Source organism: Nocardia sp. BMG51109 (genome assembly GCF_000526215.1).
GTDB lineage: Bacteria > Actinomycetota > Actinomycetes > Mycobacteriales > Mycobacteriaceae > Nocardia.
In genome coordinates, this window is record NZ_JAFQ01000004.1 from 2439880 (window position 1) to 2455499 (window position 15620).

Consider the following 15620-nt stretch of genomic DNA (forward strand, 5'->3'; position numbering starts at 1 on the left):
TCCCCCCGCGATGGACGCGGGTCGCGGTGCCCCGCGGTGTTCTACCGGCGACCGTCGCCGCGGGCGTCGCCGGCGCGATCGCGATTCCGCTCGATCGCCCCGGTGTCGGGTGGCTGCTGGCCGCGCTGGTCTGCGGCGCTGCGATTGTTGTTGTCGACCGCGGTGCCCGGCGCGCGGCGGCCACTACTTCCCTGAACCCGCCCCCGGCGGTCGCACCGTCCGGCATCGAGGCCGAGGCAGACGCCGAGATCTGGAAACCGGGACCGGCGAGGAAAGACCCGAAAGAACCGGCGGCGGAACGTCTTGTCGATCCCTCCGAACCCGGCACGGCGACGTCCGGCCCGGCGGGCGACGACGTTGGCGATCCGGACGCGACGGACATGGAAGAGTGCTCGCGCCCCGCCGTTTCCGCATCGGGGCCGGGCACCGAGACGCCGGAGATCGATATCTCGCCCGAGACTCGGGTATGGCGACAGATCCTCGCGGGCATCGAGGCGACCGCCGACCAAGAAGGTACCGAGGCGACCGCCGACCGAGCGGGTACCGAGGCGACCGCCGACCGAGCGGGTACCGAGCCGAACGCCGACCAGACGAGCACCGAGCCGAACGCCGACGAGTCCGCCCTGGAATCGGCCACCGCTGTTCCCGGCACGCCGCGCACGGAACCCGAGGGGGCCGACAGGGAAGCCGGCACCGCCGAACCGGTTGCGCCACAGCCGTATCGAGGACGTCGATGGTGGGCTGCTCTCACTGTGGCGCTGTTGTCGGTGGGTACTTGGCGGGCCTCGGGCTGGCTGTTCGCCTGCTGCCTCGCGGCCGCGACGGTGACCGGATCGCTGGCTCTGGTGGGCCGGCGGTCGGCGTTCGGCATGTGGTTCGATGCGTTCGCCGTGCCGTGGTCGGCCCTGACGGTGCCGCCGTGGCTGTTCCGTGCCGCCTCGAGTCGCGGCGGCGGAACGCGGGGCGTGCGAGTCGGGGTGTCGCTGGCGGTGACCGTGGTCATGCTCGCGGTGTTCGTACCGCTGCTGGCGGGAGCGGACGCCGTCTTCGCGAGCCTGCTGAGCGCGGCGGTACCGGATCTGGATGCGGCGTCGGCGGCAAAGGGACTGGCGGCGTTCGGGATTGCCGCGGGTGTGGTCGCCGGCGCGCTGTATCTGCTGGCCGGCCCGCCGCCGCCCGCGACTCGGCAGGAAGGCGCCGATCGGCGCGGACTCCGATGGCGAACCGCGGAGTGGGCGCTGCCGGTGGGCACGCTGACCGTGCTGTTCGCGGTCTTCGTGGCCGTCCAGCTGGCCACGCTGTTCGGCGGCGACGACTATGTGCAGCGCACCGCCGGCCTCACCTATGCCGAGCACGCGCGCCAGGGGTTCTGGCAGCTGTCGGCGGTGACGATCCTGACGTTGGCGGTGATCGCCGCCGTACTGCGATGGGCCGTGCAGGATCGCGGTACCGACCGCAACCGGTTGCGCGCCCTGCTCGGTGCGGTGGCGGTGCTGACCCTGGTGATCATCGCCTCCGCGCTCTACCGCATGTGGACCTACCAGCAGGCCTACGGTTTCACCGTGCTGCGCCTGCTGGTGGAGGTGTGCGAGCTGTGGATCGGCCTGGTGTACGTGCTGGTGCTCGCCGGGCTGATCCGGTTGCGCAGGCGGTGGCTACCGCGGGCGGTGATCGGCACGGCGGCGGTGACCCTGCTGGCGCTGGCCGTCGTGAATCCGGAGCGCCTGATCGCCGACCGGAACATCGATCGCCGGCAGGCGGGCAAGAACATCGACACCGTGTACCTGAGCGGCCTGTCCGCCGACCTCGCCCCCGCGGTGGCCCGGCTGCCGGAACCACAGCGCGCACCGGTACTCGAGGCGATACGTGCGCATTCGGACGGATCCGGTTGGCAGAGCTGGAATCTCGCGCGCGAAGGGCTGCGCTGATAAACCTCGGAACACACACCGTCCGGGCCGTTCTCGCATAGTCTGGATGCCATGCCAGTCTGTCGGTCCGTGCCGGATCGTGGAACATCGTGAGGGCCGTCGTCTACGGCCGCTACGGTGGCCCGGAGGTGCTGTCGATCGCGGAGGTGCCGGTACCTGCGCCGAACGAGAAGCAGGTCCTCGTCCGGGTCCATGCCACCTCGCTCAACCTGTCGGACTGGGAGTGCCTGCGGGGGAAGCCGTTCTATTCGCGTATCGACGGATTGCGGGCGCCGGGGCGGCGGATTCTCGGTTCCGACATCGCCGGACGGGTCGAGGCCGTGGGCTCCGCTGTCACCCGGTTCCGGCTCGGTGACGAGGTCTATGGTGACAACCTTTCGCTCAAGGGAGGTTTCGCCGAGTACGCGGTGGCTCCCGAGTCGGCCTTGGCCCGCAAGCCGGAGTCGCTGACGTTCGCCGAGGCGTCGACGCTGCCGCAGGCCGGGGCGATCGCGCTGCAGGGCACGGCGGGCGCCGGTCCCGGCACGTCGGTGCTGATCAACGGGGCGGGCGGCGGCTCGGGGGCGTTCGCGATCCCACTCGCCAAGAACGCCGGCGCGCACGTGACCGGGGTGGACAACGGCGCCAAGCTGGAGTTCATGCGCTCGGTCGGGGCCGACGAGGTGATCGACTATCGCACTCGGGATTTCACCGCAACCGGGCCGTACGACCTCGTGCTCGATCTCGTGGGCTACCGCTCGGTGTTCGCGTACCGAAGGGCGCTCGCCCGCGGTGGCCGGTACCGCTGTGTCGGGGGTACCACGCGGGTACTGCTGCGGCTCGTGACGGCCGGAGCGCTGGTCGGCGCCGTGACCGGCCGCCACCTGGGGGTCCTGGTCGTGAAACCGGGCCCGCCGCACTTCGTTCCGCTCGCCGAACAGTGCGTCGCCGGCCGGGTCGGCATCCGTATCGACCGCAGTTTCTCCCTCGACGAGGTGCCCGAGGCCCTGGCGCACGTCGGCGAGGGGCGGGCCCTCGGCAAGGTCGTAGTCGAGATCCCGTGAGCCGGAAGAGGATAGTTCCGCGCCCGCGCTGTAACGCCGCGCGCCGAGAGGGGCACTGAGAGGCATGTCCTCGATACGACTGTCCCGGCCCCGGCTGCTGGCCGGCTTCGCGATCTGCCTGGTCTTCGCGCTGGCGATCGGACTCTATCTGTTCCAGCCCTGGCGGTTGTTCACCACGGTCCGGGTGGACGAGGCCGCCGTGGTGGCGGCCGACGGTCAGGCTCCGCCGGTGGTCGCGATGGGAACCTTTGTCTCTCATGAGCATTCGACCTCCGGCTCGGCGAGTCTGCAACGCGCGCCGGACGGCACGGCGACGCTGCGGATCAGCGACCTGCGCACCTCCGACGGACCCGCCCTGCACGTCTGGCTCAGCGATCAGCCGGTGCGGCCGGACGACTGGCACAACCTCGACGACGGGCGGTACATCGACCTCGGCGCGCTGAAGGGCAACCAGGGCAACCAGAACTATCAGGTGCCCGCCGGGACGGACCCGACCGGCTTCGACACGGTGACGATCTGGTGCGAACGGTTCAGCGTGTCGTTCGGCGCGGCGGCCCTCGTCCAACCCTGAACGATTACCGAAAAACCTTGGTGTATAGGTTGTTTCCGAGGAGGCCGCCGTGTCGTCGACCGCTCTGCCCACCGTCGCTTCCTGGCGGCACGAAGGAGCGCGCGTGGGATTCGAGGCCGCGTTCTTCGCCGATGACGAGCGCGGCCTGCAAGTCGAAGGCACCACCACGGCCACCGAGGACGGGACGCCCTGGGTCGTGGATTACCTGATCCGCCTGGACGAATCCTGGGTGACCCGGTACGCGCGGATCACGAGTCGTTCCCGCGGCGCCACCACGGTCACGGTGATCGAGGCGGACGGGGTGGGCGGCTGGCACATCGACGGTGCCCCCGCGCCCCGGCTGGAGGGCTGCCTGGACCTGGATCTGGAGGCCTCGGCAATGACCAACACCTTTCCCGTGCACCGGTTGCGCCTGGAAACCGGCCGCGCGATGTCCGCACCGGCGGCCTACGTCCGTGCGGCCGGGCCGGCGGTGGAGCGTTTGGAACAGACCTATACCCGTTCCACCGAACGGCATTACGACTACACCGCACCGGAGTTCGGGGTGGCCTGTCGCCTGACGTACGACCAATTCGGCCTGATCCTGAACTACCCCGGCCTCGCCACCCGCATCACCTGACGATCGTGCGCCGCATCAGTCGCGGGCGCGCACCTCGAGGGTTTGCAGCGCACGGCCGATCGGGCCCTGCTCGTCGTGCAGCACGGTCGAGCACAGGCCGACACCGTCGGGGCCGAGGGAGGTCTGCACGTCCAGGCCGATCCACTCGCCGTTCGGGTTTCGGAACAGGTCGACGGTGAGATCCGTGTTGAGGAAGGTCCACTTCTCCGGATCGAGCCGCGCCCCGACGCCATTGGCGATATCCGCGACGGCCAGGGTGCGGACCAGCGGGCTCATCCGCTCGTCGTCGACCACGGCGGTGCGCGGCCGCACCCACACCCGTCGCCCGCCGTCGAGGGACCGGAGATCGACCGTCTTCACATACCCGACATGCCACCCGGACGGGATCGTCGAGTCGGCATCCGGCGCCGCCGGAACCGGCGGCAGCGGAGCATCCGCGGCCAGGGTGACCGCCGTCGTGTCCGACGTCGCGATGCGCCACGCGCGGGCGGTGGCGACCACGCGGCGGGAGCCGTCGGGCCGGGCGGCCACGAGTTCGGCGGCCACGAGCTCGACCCGCTTGCCGGGCCGCTCGACCCAGGCGCGAACGTCGATCTCGGCCACCGGAATCGGCCCCAGGATCTCCATGGTCATCCGCGCCACCCGCGCCCCGTCCCGCGGACCACACCGTTCGATCGCGCGCCCCAGCAGCGCCGACGGCGGCGCACCGTGCTGCATGGTGGCGGCCCAGACGCTCACCGTCGATTCGGTCGCCAGATACCGCTCGAACCCGGCCTCGGACGATCTCCCCGACAGGTAGTAGGGCCGGATCTCCCGATGATCGCCCGCCGTCGATCCGTCGGCCCGGTCCGTCTCGTGCACTCGGCTCACGGGGCAAACCTACCAACCCGCCGGTTACCGCTCGGACCCCGACGAGGAGGCCGTGCCGGCGGGGCGGCGGGGTAGCCTCGGGAACAGTTCGGGGCCGGGGCCGGTTGGCACCGGCGTAAGCCACGTCACCCGTCTGTGAATCATCGAACACTGCCGGCCGGTGCTTCGGGCGGCAGCGAGGAGGAGATATGACCCGAGCGGTCCGCATCGGAGTCCAGCTACAGCCGCAGCACGCCCCCGACTACGGCCTGATCCGCGATGCCGTGCTCCGCGCCGAGGACGCGGGGGTGGATGTCGTCTTCAACTGGGATCACTTCTATCCGCTGTACGGGGATCCGGACGGCGCGCACTTCGAGTGCTGGACGATGCTCGGCGCGATCGCCGAGCAGACCGAGCGGGTGGAGCTGGGCGCCCTGGTCACCGGCGGTGGCTACCGGAACCCGGATCTGCTCGCCGATATGGCACGCACCGTCGACCACATCTCCGGCGGCCGCTTGATTCTCGGCATCGGCGCCGGCTGGTTCGAGAAGGACTACGACGAGTACGGCTACGAATTCGGCACGGCCGGAACGCGTCTGGCGCTGCTGAAGGACTACATGGCGCGCATCGACGCCCGCCTGAAGAAGCTGAATCCGCAGCCCGTGCGCGATATTCCGATCCTGATCGGCGGTGGCGGCGAGAAGAAGACGCTGCGACTGGTCGCCGAGTACGCCGACATCTGGCACACCTTCGCGAAACTGGATGTGCTGGAACGCAAGTCGAAGATCCTCGCCGAACACTGCGCGACCGTGGGCACCGACCCGGGCGCTATCGAGCGCTCGGTCGACTGGCCGGGCGCCGATCATGCCGCGGCGCTGGTGGACGCCGGCGCGACCCTGTTCACGGTCGGCACCGGCGGCCCCGAATACGACCTGACCCAGCTGGTGGAGGCCATCCGCTGGCGCGACCGGTTCCAGTCGGGCTCGTAACGGGCTGTCTCGACCGACACTGCGCCACTCCGGTTCTCGGCCGGGTCTTCGGGCCCGGCCGAGAACGCAGCGGCAACCGGACTCGGAAGGCACTGCCGGGTGCGTATTTTCGGGCGCGGTGTCGGATCCGCAGGTGGACAGCCGCTTCCGTGCCGGCTCGAATCACCGTGATTCGATCGGTTCCCCCGAACGCCACGTGCCCTCATGATGGCTGCTGATCGCGTGCCGAATGCCGCGGTCGGTAGTGATGAGGGAGTCAGTGATGGGCGAGCCGGGCCCCGCGGGGGACTCGCGACGGTCGGTGGTCGAGCGGATCGGCGTGGACTGGTGGGCGGTGATCGTCGCGGGTGTGGTCGTGCTGCTCGCTGTCGCCGGGGTGCTGCCGAAGATCCCGTGGTGATCCGATGGCCACCGAAACAACTACTCCGGCAACGGAGTTCGTGCCAGGGCGGCGGGTGCTCGACTATCTGCCGGGTGTCGCGCTGCTGATCGCGGTCGGGCTGCTCGGCAAGTACACCCAGATCTGGGTGAACGATTTCGCGCACGACCGCGAATGGCGTTTCCCGGACATCGAATATGTGCTGTGGGCCATCCTCTTCGGGCTGATCATCGCCAATACCGTCGGCGTGCACCGGATCTTCAAGCCGGGTATCGGAACCTACGAGTTCTGGCTGAAGGTCGGCATCGTCGCGCTGGGCTCGCGGTTCGTGCTCGGTGACGTGGCGAAGCTGGGCGGGACCAGTTTCGTGCTGATCCTGGTCGATATGACGGTCGCGGGGGCGATCATCCTCGTGGTGGCGCGGTTGCTGGGGCTGTCCGGCAAGCTGGGTTCGCTACTGGCGGTGGGGACTTCGATCTGCGGGGTCTCGGCGATCGTGGCCGCCCGGGGCGCCATCCGCGCCCGCAACGCGGACGTCGGCTACGCGATCGCCGCCATTCTCGCGCTGGGTGCGGTGGCGCTGTTCACCCTGCCCGCGATCGGGCACGGCCTCGGCCTGACCGATCACGAGTTCGGCCTGTGGGCCGGTCTGGCCGTGGACAACACCGCCGAGACCACCGCGACCGGCTACGCCTACTCCGAGGAGGCGGGCAAGGTGGCGGTGCTGGTGAAGTCGACGCGCAACGCCCTGATCGGGTTCGTGGTGCTGGGCTTCGGTCTGTACTGGGCGGCGCGGGGCGAGGCCGACGCGCTCGCGCCGGGGCTGCGCGCCAAGGCGGCGTTCGTCTGGGAGAAGTTCCCCAAGTTCGTGCTCGGTTTCCTGGTCGTGTCGGCGCTGGCGACGGTGCACTGGATCGACAAGGCCCAGCTGGCGAGCCTGGCCAACGTGTCCAAGTGGGCGTTCCTGCTCACCTTCGCGGGGGTCGGGCTGAACACCGACTTCCGTGAGCTCGGGCGCACCGGCTGGCGTCCGCTGGTGGTGGCGGTGGTCGGCCTGGTGGTCGTGGCGACCGTGTCGCTGGGGTTGATGTTGTTCACCACGCGGGTGTTGCACTGGGGTGTGGTCGACTGATGGGTAGTGTTTCCGGCTAATGTTTTCGCCTATGGTCCGTTTGCCCGTATCACGATCCCGTGCGCTGATCGCGGTGGTTTCGGTCCTGAGCCTGCTGTTTCTGACGGCGTGTGGTTCGGACAGCAGCAACACCTCGGCGAACAGCGGGCTGTGCGCACCGCCGGGTGTCGAGTCGGCGTCCGCGGCACCGACCAACCTGGCCACGGGCGCCCAGTCCGGGACCGACCGGTTCACCACGCCGAACACCGTTCCGCTGGAGGGGATCGATACCGGCAAGCTCGGCCTGCTCACGCCGGGCACGCTGAGCGTCGGCACGCTGTCGGACGCGCCGCCGAGCATCTGCGTGAATGGGCAGGGCACCTACACCGGCTTCGACAACGAGCTGCTGCGTGCGATCGGCGCGAAACTCGGCCTGCGGGTGGAGTTCAACGGCACCGAATTCTCCGGCCTGCTGGCGCAGGTGGCCAACGGGCGATTCGATGCCGGTTCGTCGAGCATCACCACCACCGACGAGCGCCGGAAGCTGGTGGGGTTCACCAACGGCTACGACTTCGGCTATTTCTCGCTGGTGGTGCCGAACGGCAGTGCGGTGCACGGTTTCTCGGACCTGAAACCGGGCGTGCGGATCGGCGTGGTGCAGGGCACGGTGCAGGACGAGTACGTCGTCAACACGCTGAAGCTGGAGCCGGTGAAGTTCCCGGACTACAACACCGCGTACGCGAATCTGAAGTCCGGCCAGATCGACGCCTGGGTCGCCCCGTCGGCGCAGGCCACCGGCGCCGTCCAGCCGGGCGATTCCACCGCGATCGTGCAGAACACCTTCAGCCTGGACAACTTCACGGCGTGGGCGGTGCGCAAGGACAACCAGCCGCTGATCGATGCGCTCAACGCCGGCCTGGACGCGATCATCGCCGACGGCACGTACGCGAAGCTCTATTCCGACTGGGCGCCAAGGACTTTCCCGCCGGGCTGGAAACCGGGATCCAAGGCCGCGCCGACGCCGCAGCTGCCGGACTTCGACGAGATCGCCGCCGAGCACCAGAAACCCGACGCCCAGCAGCAGGCCGCGCCCAAGTCGACCCTGGAGCAACTGCGGGACACGTTCTTCGACTGGTCGCTGTACCGCAAGGCATTTCCCGACCTGCTCGAGACCGGTCTGCCGAATACCCTGATCCTGGCGCTGGTCTCGGGTGTCCTGGGCACCCTGCTGGGCATGCTGCTGGCGGTCGCCGGAATCTCGCGCACGCGCTGGCTGCGGTGGCCCGCACGGGTGTACACCGATATCTTCCGCGGCCTGCCCGCCGTGGTGATCATCCTGCTGATCGGCCTCGGCATCGGCCCGGTGGTCAAGAACCTCACCGGGAACAACCCGTACTGGCTGGGCGCGGTGGGGCTGGCGCTGCTGGCCTCCGCGTATATCGGCGAGATCTTCCGCTCCGGCATCCAATCCGTGGAGGCGGGGCAGCTGGAGGCCGCGCGGGCCATCGGGTTCGGGTATCGGCAGTCGATGACCCTGGTGGTGATCCCGCAGGGCGTGCGGCGGGTGCTGCCCGCGCTGATGAACCAGTTCATCGCGCTGATCAAGGACTCCTCGCTGATCTACTTCCTGGGCCTGCTGGCCTCGTAGCGGGAGTTGTTCGCCGTCGGGCGCGACCTCAACGCGCAGACCGGCAACCTCTCTCCGCTGGTCGCCGCCGGCCTGGTCTACCTGCTGCTCACCATTCCGCTGACCCATCTGGTGAACTACGTCGACCGTCGGCTGCGGACCGGGCGCACCGAGGAGCCGGTGGATCCCATCGAACAGTCGGCCGTCACGGAAGGGCGCGGAGCGTGAGCGACAATCCGAATCAGCAGCACAGCTCCTCGCTGACCGGCACCGGCCTGCACCTGACCCTGGGCCGCAACGAGGTGCTGCGCGGTATCGACATCCACGTCGACGCGGGCCGCACCACCACCGTGATCGGCCCGTCCGGCTCCGGTAAGTCCACGCTGCTGCGCGTGCTGAACCGCCTGTACGAGCCGGATTCCGGCGACGTGCTGCTCGACGGCGTCTCGGTGCTCACGGAGGATCCGGACCGGCTGCGCCGGCGCATCGGCATGGTCTTCCAGCATTTCAACCTGTTCCCGCACATGACCATCGCCGAGAACGTGGCGCTGGGACCGCGCAAGCTGCTCGGACTGCCGAAGGACGAGGCGCGCGCGGTGGCCGTCGAGCAGCTGGAGGCCGTGGGCCTCGCGGGGCGCGCCGACGCGCGCCCGGCGAACCTGTCCGGCGGGCAGCAGCAGCGCGTCGCGATCGCCCGGGCGCTGGCGATGAAGCCGGGGCTGATGCTGTTCGACGAGGCCACCTCGGCGCTGGATCCGGAACTGATCAAGGGCGTGCTGGCGCTGATGACCGACCTGGCCTCCGGCGGCATGACGATGCTCGTCGTGACGCACGAAATGGGTTTCGCCCGTTCGGTGTCCGATCGCGTGGTGTTCATGGACCGGGGCCGGGTCGTCGAATCCGGCGTGCCGGATCGGATCTTCGACGATGCCGAGACCCCGCGGTTGCGCCAGTTCCTCTCGCAGGTGCTGTAGCCGGAAACGAACAATCCGACCGGTACGGCTGTGGCAAGCGTCACGTATTGGCCCTGTGTTCACCTGTTCGTCTTCCGGCCCTTGCCTGCGCTGTTTAGCGTGCGCCCAGCACGCTGAACCCCGGGAGCAACAGTGAGTTCTCACCCTTCGCCGCCGAAGTCGGCGATCCAACCGTTGACCTTGTTCGTCAAGCGGGACGGCGGCCCCAGGCGGTCGTCGCTCACCTGCCGATACAAGTGCGGTGACGCCTGTGCGCACGAGGCGCCCAACACCTCGGGCAACGAATACTTCGGCGATATCGTCCGCTCGGCCCTGTCGCGTCGCGGCATGCTCAAGGGCGGTGCGGCGGTGGTGGCCGCGTTCGGCACGGGCGGTCTGCTGGCGGCTTGCGGTGACGACGAGCCCACCGGCACGGCCGCCGGGGGCACCCTGGTCGACGGCGTGCCGGTCGGAACCAACTTCACACCGGTCGTGCCGAATTCCGAGGACGCCTTCGTGACCGCGGCCGGTTACGAGCACCAGGTCGTGATCCGGTGGGGCGACCCGCTGTTCGCCGACGCCCCGAAGTTCGACCCGGCGCGGCAGACCCCGGAGTCGCAGGCCAAGCAGTTCGGGTTCAACAACGATTTCGCCGCCCTGCTGCCGATCGACGGCGCGCCGGACACCTACCTCATGGTGGTCAACCACGAGTACACCACCGAGCCGCAGATGTTCCCGGGCTACGATCCGGCGAATCCGTCCGAGGTCCACTATCGCACCGCCCTTGCGGCACATGGTCTTTCGGTGGTCCAGGTGCGCGGCGAGGCCGGATCCGGCAGGCTCACACCGGAATTCGGTCAGTACAACCGCCGCATCACCGGCACGACCGAATTCGTGGTCACCGGCCCGGCCGCCGGCAGCCCGTTGTTGAAAACCGCCGCCGACCCGACCGGCACCAAGGTGCTCGGCACGTTCAACAACTGTTCCGGCGGCCGGACCCCTTGGGGCACGGTGCTTTCCGGCGAGGAGAACATCAACCAGTACTTCGCCAACGCGGGACAGACGCCGGAACCGGCGAAGTCCCGGCTGGCGCGCTACGGCTTCAGCGACGCCTCCGAGCGCAAGTGGGAGCGGTTCGACCCCCGCTTCGATCTGACCAAGGAACCCAACGAGGCCAACCGGTTCGGCTGGGTCGTCGAGGTCGATCCGTGGGATCCGTCCGCGAAGCCGATCAAGCACACCGCGCTCGGGCGGTTCAAGCACGAGGCGGCGACCATCCACGTCACCGGGGACGGGACCGTGGTCGCCTATCTGGGCGACGACGAGCGCTTCGACTACATGTACAAGTTCGTGTCCTCCCGCAAGATGCAGTCCGGCGGAACGGCGGCCGACCGCCGCACGAACACCGCCATCCTGGACGCGGGCACGCTGTATGTCGCCAAGTTCACCGGCGACCATCCGGACCGGATCGACGGTAGTGGAAAGCCGCCCTCCGACCAGGGTTTCACCGGTAAGGGCAGCTGGATTCCGCTATTGGTGACCGGCGAGGACGGCAAGGCCGAATCGAAGGTCGAGGGGTTCACGGCCGAGGAGGTCGCGGTGTTCACCCGGCTCGCGGCCGATAAGGCCGGCGCCACCAAGATGGACCGGCCCGAGGACTTCGAGGCGAACCCCAAGTCCGGCAAGGTGTATGTCGCGCTGACCAACAACGAGAAGCGCGGCACCGACGGCAAGGCCGCCGCCGACGAGGCGAACCCGCGCAACGCCAACAAGTTCGGCCAGGTGCTCGAGCTCGACGACGACCACGCCGGCACCACATTCACCTGGACCGTGCTGCTGCTCTGCGGCGATCCGAAGACCGCCGACACCTACTTCGCCGGATTCGACAAGGCGAACATCAGCCCGATCGCCGCGCCGGACAACCTCGCCTTCGACGACCACGGCAACCTGTGGATCTCCACCGACTCGTCGCGGGCCATGGAGGCCAACGACGGACTGTTCTCGGTGGTGCTGGACGGCCCCAACCGCGGCGAGACCAAACAGTTCCTGACGGTGCCGTTCGGCGCCGAGACATGCGGTCCCATCGTCACCGGCAAGCGGGTCACGGTGTGCGTTCAGCACCCCGGCGAGCGCGACGGGGCGACGGCGGACAAGCCCGCATCGCATTGGCCCGACGGCGGCAGCTCACTGCCGCGGCCGTCGGTGGTGGCGGTGTGGAATGGCAAGGGCGGCAACATCGGTGCGTAAGCCGCCGCCCCTGGCGGAGCCATCTCGCGTGTTGTGAGGGGACGCGTGGGTCGAGGGGGTCGCCACCCGTCCGCGGGTTCCGCGACCCCCTCGTCTCCGCTGGCTCCGTCTCCGCTGGCTCGCGCCGCGCGCTCGGGCCGGATCAGCTGCTGCCGGTCGGCGGCATGTTCGCGAACCGCGCGAAATCGCCCTGCGCCCCGCTGTAGACGTTCATATCGGTCTTCCCGCCGATACCCGGAACATGCCCGGAATCGGTGGTCTGCCAGAACGTCCAGGCCGGCCAGCCGCCGGGCACCTCGGGCTGGTCGTTGCCGCGGTAGTCGGCGATCCACAGCGGGTAGCCGGTGAACTCGTTGGTGTCGGCCATCGCCGTCTTCCAGAACGTCGGATAGGTGTAGATGATCGGCGCCCGGCCGGTGAGCGCCTGCACCGTGTTCAGGTAGCGATGCGTCCAGTCGATCAGCCCCGCCGGCGGCAGGCCGCCGGACGTCTCCAGGTCGAGGACCGGCGGCAGGTCCAGCGGGCCGTTCTGGCCGAGGACCGTCGTCGCGTACAGCGCCGCCTGCGGTTCGGGCGGCAGTTCGGGATGCGCGTAGTGATAGGTGCCGCGGGCGACTCCGGCCGCGCGCATCAGCACGCTGTCCGGCACGAAGTACGGGTTGACGTAGTTGAGCCCCTCGGTGGCCTTCACCATCGCGAAGTTGTTGCCCGAGGCCCTGACCTCGAACCAGTTGATCATCCGGCCGTCGACATGCTGCCAGGACGAGACGTCCGGACCCGCCGGTTCGGCGATTGCCATGGAAGTTGCGGAAAGGATGCCTGCCGCCGCTATCGCGGGCAGAACCAGGAGAGCGCGACGAACTTTCGGACGGGCCACGGTGCGTCGGTACATGGCTAAGAGCGTAAGCAGCCGAGCCGATTGTGACCACCGTCATGGCTCACCCGAGCCAGTCGAGCACCGATGCCGCCGTCCAGGACTGTTGCATGCTGCCCAGCGGCGCGCCGGTGAACGGGTCGTAGTACTCGGCGAAGCTGCCGTCGCTCGCCTGGCGCAGGCCCTCGGCGCGCAGCATGAACGAGCGCTCGGCCCAGCCGCGCCGGGCGAACACCCAGGAGAACAGCCAGCTCATCACCGGCCACACCGGGCCGCGCCAATATTCGCGCCGGCGGAAGTCCTTCGACACGGGCGACGTCGACGGCGGCAGCGCGTAGTACAGGTCCGGGTGGCCGCAGAAGCGCGGGCCCTCGAACAGCCGCAGCAGGCTGCGCTCGGTGTCGCGGGGCAGGCCGCCGCACAGCAGCGGCGAGAACATGGCCAGCGTCTCGGTGGTGATCCAGCGGCCCAGGCGCACATCGAAGTCGCGGGCCGCGCCCGTGCGGGAATCGGTGGTGGCGACGACCCCGGCGCGGAAGTAATCGGCCCACTCGTACAGCTCGCGCACGTCGGCGTGCGGCAGCCGATAGTCCTCGCCGATATTCGCCAGCACCTCGCAGGCCAGCGCGAAGATCGCGGTGACGAACACGTCCTCCACCGCGAAGCCCATCGTCGCGGCCAGTTGGAAATCGTCGTATCCACACCGCCGCATCTGCTCCACCAGCCACATGTAGCGGTCGTATTCGCGGTCGCTGGGGCGCTGCGCCGCGTCCACCAGGGTGATGTCGGCGCGCTCGTAGGGCGTCAGGTCGCCGGGGATCACGTTCTCGTACGCGCGGTCCCAGCGCGGGGAGTTGTCCATCCCGGACTCCCAGCCGTGGTACAGCGTGATGCGGCCGTTCTGCTTGGGGTCGCGCGCGTGCGCCAGCCAGCGGTGCCAGCGCATCAGGTCGGGCCAGCGCCGATCGAGGAATGCCTCGGCGACCGAGCGGGTGCTGCGGCCGTGCCGGCGGGAGTGGTCCAGGATCCGCTGGACCGCGATGGCGTGCACGGGCGGCTGGGTGATCCCGGAGGTGTCCGGGCCGTCGGGTGCGTTGGCGGCCAGACGGCGGCACTCCCAGCGGGACGGCCCCGGGAAATATCCGTCCACACCGTTGGCGAACACGATGTGCGGGATCATCCCGTTCTTCCACTGCGCCGACAGCAGCGTGTCGAGTTCGACCACCGCGCGTTCCACGCTCAGCGGGGCTAGGCCCACCGCGACGAACGCCGCGTCCCAGCTCCACATGTGCGGGTACAGCTTGGGTGCGGCGCTGGTCATGGTGCCCAGGTCGTTACCTCGCAGGAGGTACGCGGCCCGGGCAGCCAGCTGTGTCGGTGTGAATCCGGGCCCGTTCATACCCCTATTCTGCGACGTCACCTTCAGGTACGCGTGCCGCACGGTCCCACCCTCCGGCCGGTGCGATGCCGGCTGCTGTTCGGCAGTACTCACACTGTTCGCCTCGGTTCGTGATTCCGGTTGCCGAGATTGATACACCCGGCCGCGGGGTGCTCGCCACCCGTGGGGTGACTGTTTGCTCACACCGGCCATTGCGTGCATCGTCGCGGCCGTCTCCGGGGTTACGGGCGGCATGCCCGCGAATCGCTCGAACGCCGGCCGGTGCTTGCCGGCCGGGTGCTCGCGCCCGCGTGCCGTCGCCCCGGTTACGGTGATCGCATGGCCGCATCCAGCTCCGACCTCTCGAAGCCGACCGCGCTGATCACCGGGGCGAGCCGGGGACTCGGCGCCGCCATCGCCCGGGAACTGGCGCCCGGCCGCGATCTGCTGCTCGGCGCGCGCTCCGCGGACGCGCTGACCGGCATCCTGGCCGAATTGCCCGGTGCCGCACCGTGGCCGGTGGAGCTGACCGACTACGCCGCGGTGCGGCGCGCGGCCGCGCCGATCGAGCGGCTGGACGTGCTCGTGCACAACGCCGGCATCGCCGAACTGGGCACCCTGGCGGAGTCGTCGGTCGAGCAGTGGCGAAACACCTTGGAGGCCAACCTGATCGCGGTGGCCGAACTGACCCGGCTTCTGCTCCCCGCCTTGCGGGCGGCCAAAGGCCATGTGGTGCTGATCAATTCGGGCGCCGGGCTGCGCGCCAACCCGGGCTGGGGTGTGTACGCGGCGAGCAAGTTCGGCCTGCGCGCCTTCGGTGACGCGCTGCGCGCCGAGGAGCCGGACCTGCGCGTGACCTCGGTGCACCCCGGCCGCATCGCCACGGAGATGCAGCGCGCCATCGTCGCCGGCGAGGGCCGCGAGTTCGACCCGAACGAGTTCCTCACCCCCGAGACGGTCGCCCGGGCGGTGCGGAATGCGATCGAGACACCCGGCGACGCTCATCCGACCGAGATCGTGCTGCGGCCGATCGCGCGCTGACCGGCGGCCGC

At 69.4% G+C, this 15620-nt stretch carries 13 protein-coding genes and 1 pseudogene; 11 read left to right on the forward strand and 3 right to left on the reverse strand.

What is annotated here, in order from left to right; genetic code table 11:
- The first annotated feature begins 26 nt into the window (after positions 1 to 26).
- The 4 genes from D892_RS41025 to D892_RS0112520 all read left to right on the forward strand — a co-directional run bounded on the left by D892_RS41025 (position 27) and on the right by D892_RS0112520 (position 4161).
- Positions 27 to 1928 (forward strand): DUF4153 domain-containing protein, encoded by a 1902-nt coding sequence (locus D892_RS41025; protein WP_024801562.1) that lies wholly within the window; start codon positions 27 to 29, stop codon positions 1926 to 1928.
- 89 nt (positions 1929 to 2017) lie between these two features.
- The gene (locus D892_RS0112510) at positions 2018 to 2971 is read left to right on the forward strand and encodes an NAD(P)-dependent alcohol dehydrogenase (protein ID WP_024801563.1); all 954 of its coding nucleotides are present in this window, start codon (positions 2018 to 2020) and stop codon (positions 2969 to 2971) included.
- 64 nt (positions 2972 to 3035) lie between these two features.
- A complete protein-coding gene (locus D892_RS0112515) occupies positions 3036 to 3542 on the forward strand; it encodes a DM13 domain-containing protein (protein WP_036566980.1) in 507 nt (168 codons plus the stop codon).
- A gap of 49 nt (positions 3543 to 3591) precedes the next feature.
- Positions 3592 to 4161 (forward strand): putative glycolipid-binding domain-containing protein, encoded by a 570-nt coding sequence (locus tag D892_RS0112520; RefSeq protein WP_024801565.1) that lies wholly within the window; start codon positions 3592 to 3594, stop codon positions 4159 to 4161.
- 15 nt (positions 4162 to 4176) lie between these two features.
- Here the strand turns inward: D892_RS0112520 and D892_RS0112525 are convergent, their stop codons facing one another.
- Positions 4177 to 4971, reverse strand: a complete 795-nt coding sequence (locus D892_RS0112525) for a thioesterase family protein (protein ID WP_036568776.1) — start codon at positions 4969 to 4971, stop codon at positions 4177 to 4179.
- Positions 4972 to 5219: 248 nt separating this feature from the next.
- Here D892_RS0112525 and D892_RS0112530 point away from each other — a divergent pair, with 248 nt between their 5' ends.
- The 6 genes and pseudogenes from D892_RS0112530 to D892_RS0112555 all read left to right on the forward strand — a co-directional run bounded on the left by D892_RS0112530 (position 5220) and on the right by D892_RS0112555 (position 12316).
- Positions 5220 to 5999: an LLM class F420-dependent oxidoreductase gene (locus tag D892_RS0112530; protein ID WP_024801567.1), complete on the forward strand. Its 780-nt coding sequence runs from the start codon at positions 5220 to 5222 to the stop codon at positions 5997 to 5999.
- Positions 6000 to 6261: 262 nt separating this feature from the next.
- On the forward strand, positions 6262 to 6399 hold the full coding sequence (locus D892_RS47695) for a hypothetical protein (protein ID WP_198037214.1): 138 nt from the start codon (positions 6262 to 6264) through the stop codon (positions 6397 to 6399).
- A gap of 4 nt (positions 6400 to 6403) precedes the next feature.
- The gene (locus D892_RS0112540; RefSeq protein ID WP_036566984.1) at positions 6404 to 7510 is read left to right on the forward strand and encodes a YeiH family protein; all 1107 of its coding nucleotides are present in this window, start codon (positions 6404 to 6406) and stop codon (positions 7508 to 7510) included.
- A gap of 31 nt (positions 7511 to 7541) precedes the next feature.
- Positions 7542 to 9344 (forward strand): annotated as a pseudogene (locus tag D892_RS41030) (ABC transporter substrate-binding protein/permease).
- Positions 9341 to 10090 (forward strand): amino acid ABC transporter ATP-binding protein, encoded by a 750-nt coding sequence (locus D892_RS0112550; protein ID WP_304413526.1) that lies wholly within the window; start codon positions 9341 to 9343, stop codon positions 10088 to 10090. Before D892_RS41030 ends, D892_RS0112550 begins: the two are co-directional and overlap by 4 nt.
- A 132-nt stretch (positions 10091 to 10222) precedes the next feature.
- Entirely contained in the window at positions 10223 to 12316 is a 2094-nt protein-coding gene (locus D892_RS0112555) for a PhoX family phosphatase (protein ID WP_036566986.1), read from the forward strand.
- Between the two features lie 142 nt (positions 12317 to 12458).
- Here D892_RS0112555 and D892_RS0112560 read toward each other — a convergent pair whose 3' ends face one another.
- Both D892_RS0112560 and D892_RS0112565 read right to left on the reverse strand, forming a co-directional pair.
- Positions 12459 to 13208: a glycoside hydrolase family 25 protein gene (locus D892_RS0112560; protein ID WP_024801571.1), complete on the reverse strand. Its 750-nt coding sequence runs from the start codon at positions 13206 to 13208 to the stop codon at positions 12459 to 12461.
- A 46-nt stretch (positions 13209 to 13254) separates the two neighbouring features.
- Positions 13255 to 14589 (reverse strand): glycogen debranching protein, encoded by a 1335-nt coding sequence (locus D892_RS0112565; RefSeq protein ID WP_024801572.1) that lies wholly within the window; start codon positions 14587 to 14589, stop codon positions 13255 to 13257.
- Between the two features lie 318 nt (positions 14590 to 14907).
- Between D892_RS0112565 and D892_RS0112570 the strand changes: the two genes are divergently transcribed.
- On the forward strand, positions 14908 to 15609 hold the full coding sequence (locus D892_RS0112570; protein ID WP_024801573.1) for an SDR family oxidoreductase: 702 nt from the start codon (positions 14908 to 14910) through the stop codon (positions 15607 to 15609).
- The last annotated feature ends 11 nt before the right edge of the window (positions 15610 to 15620 follow it).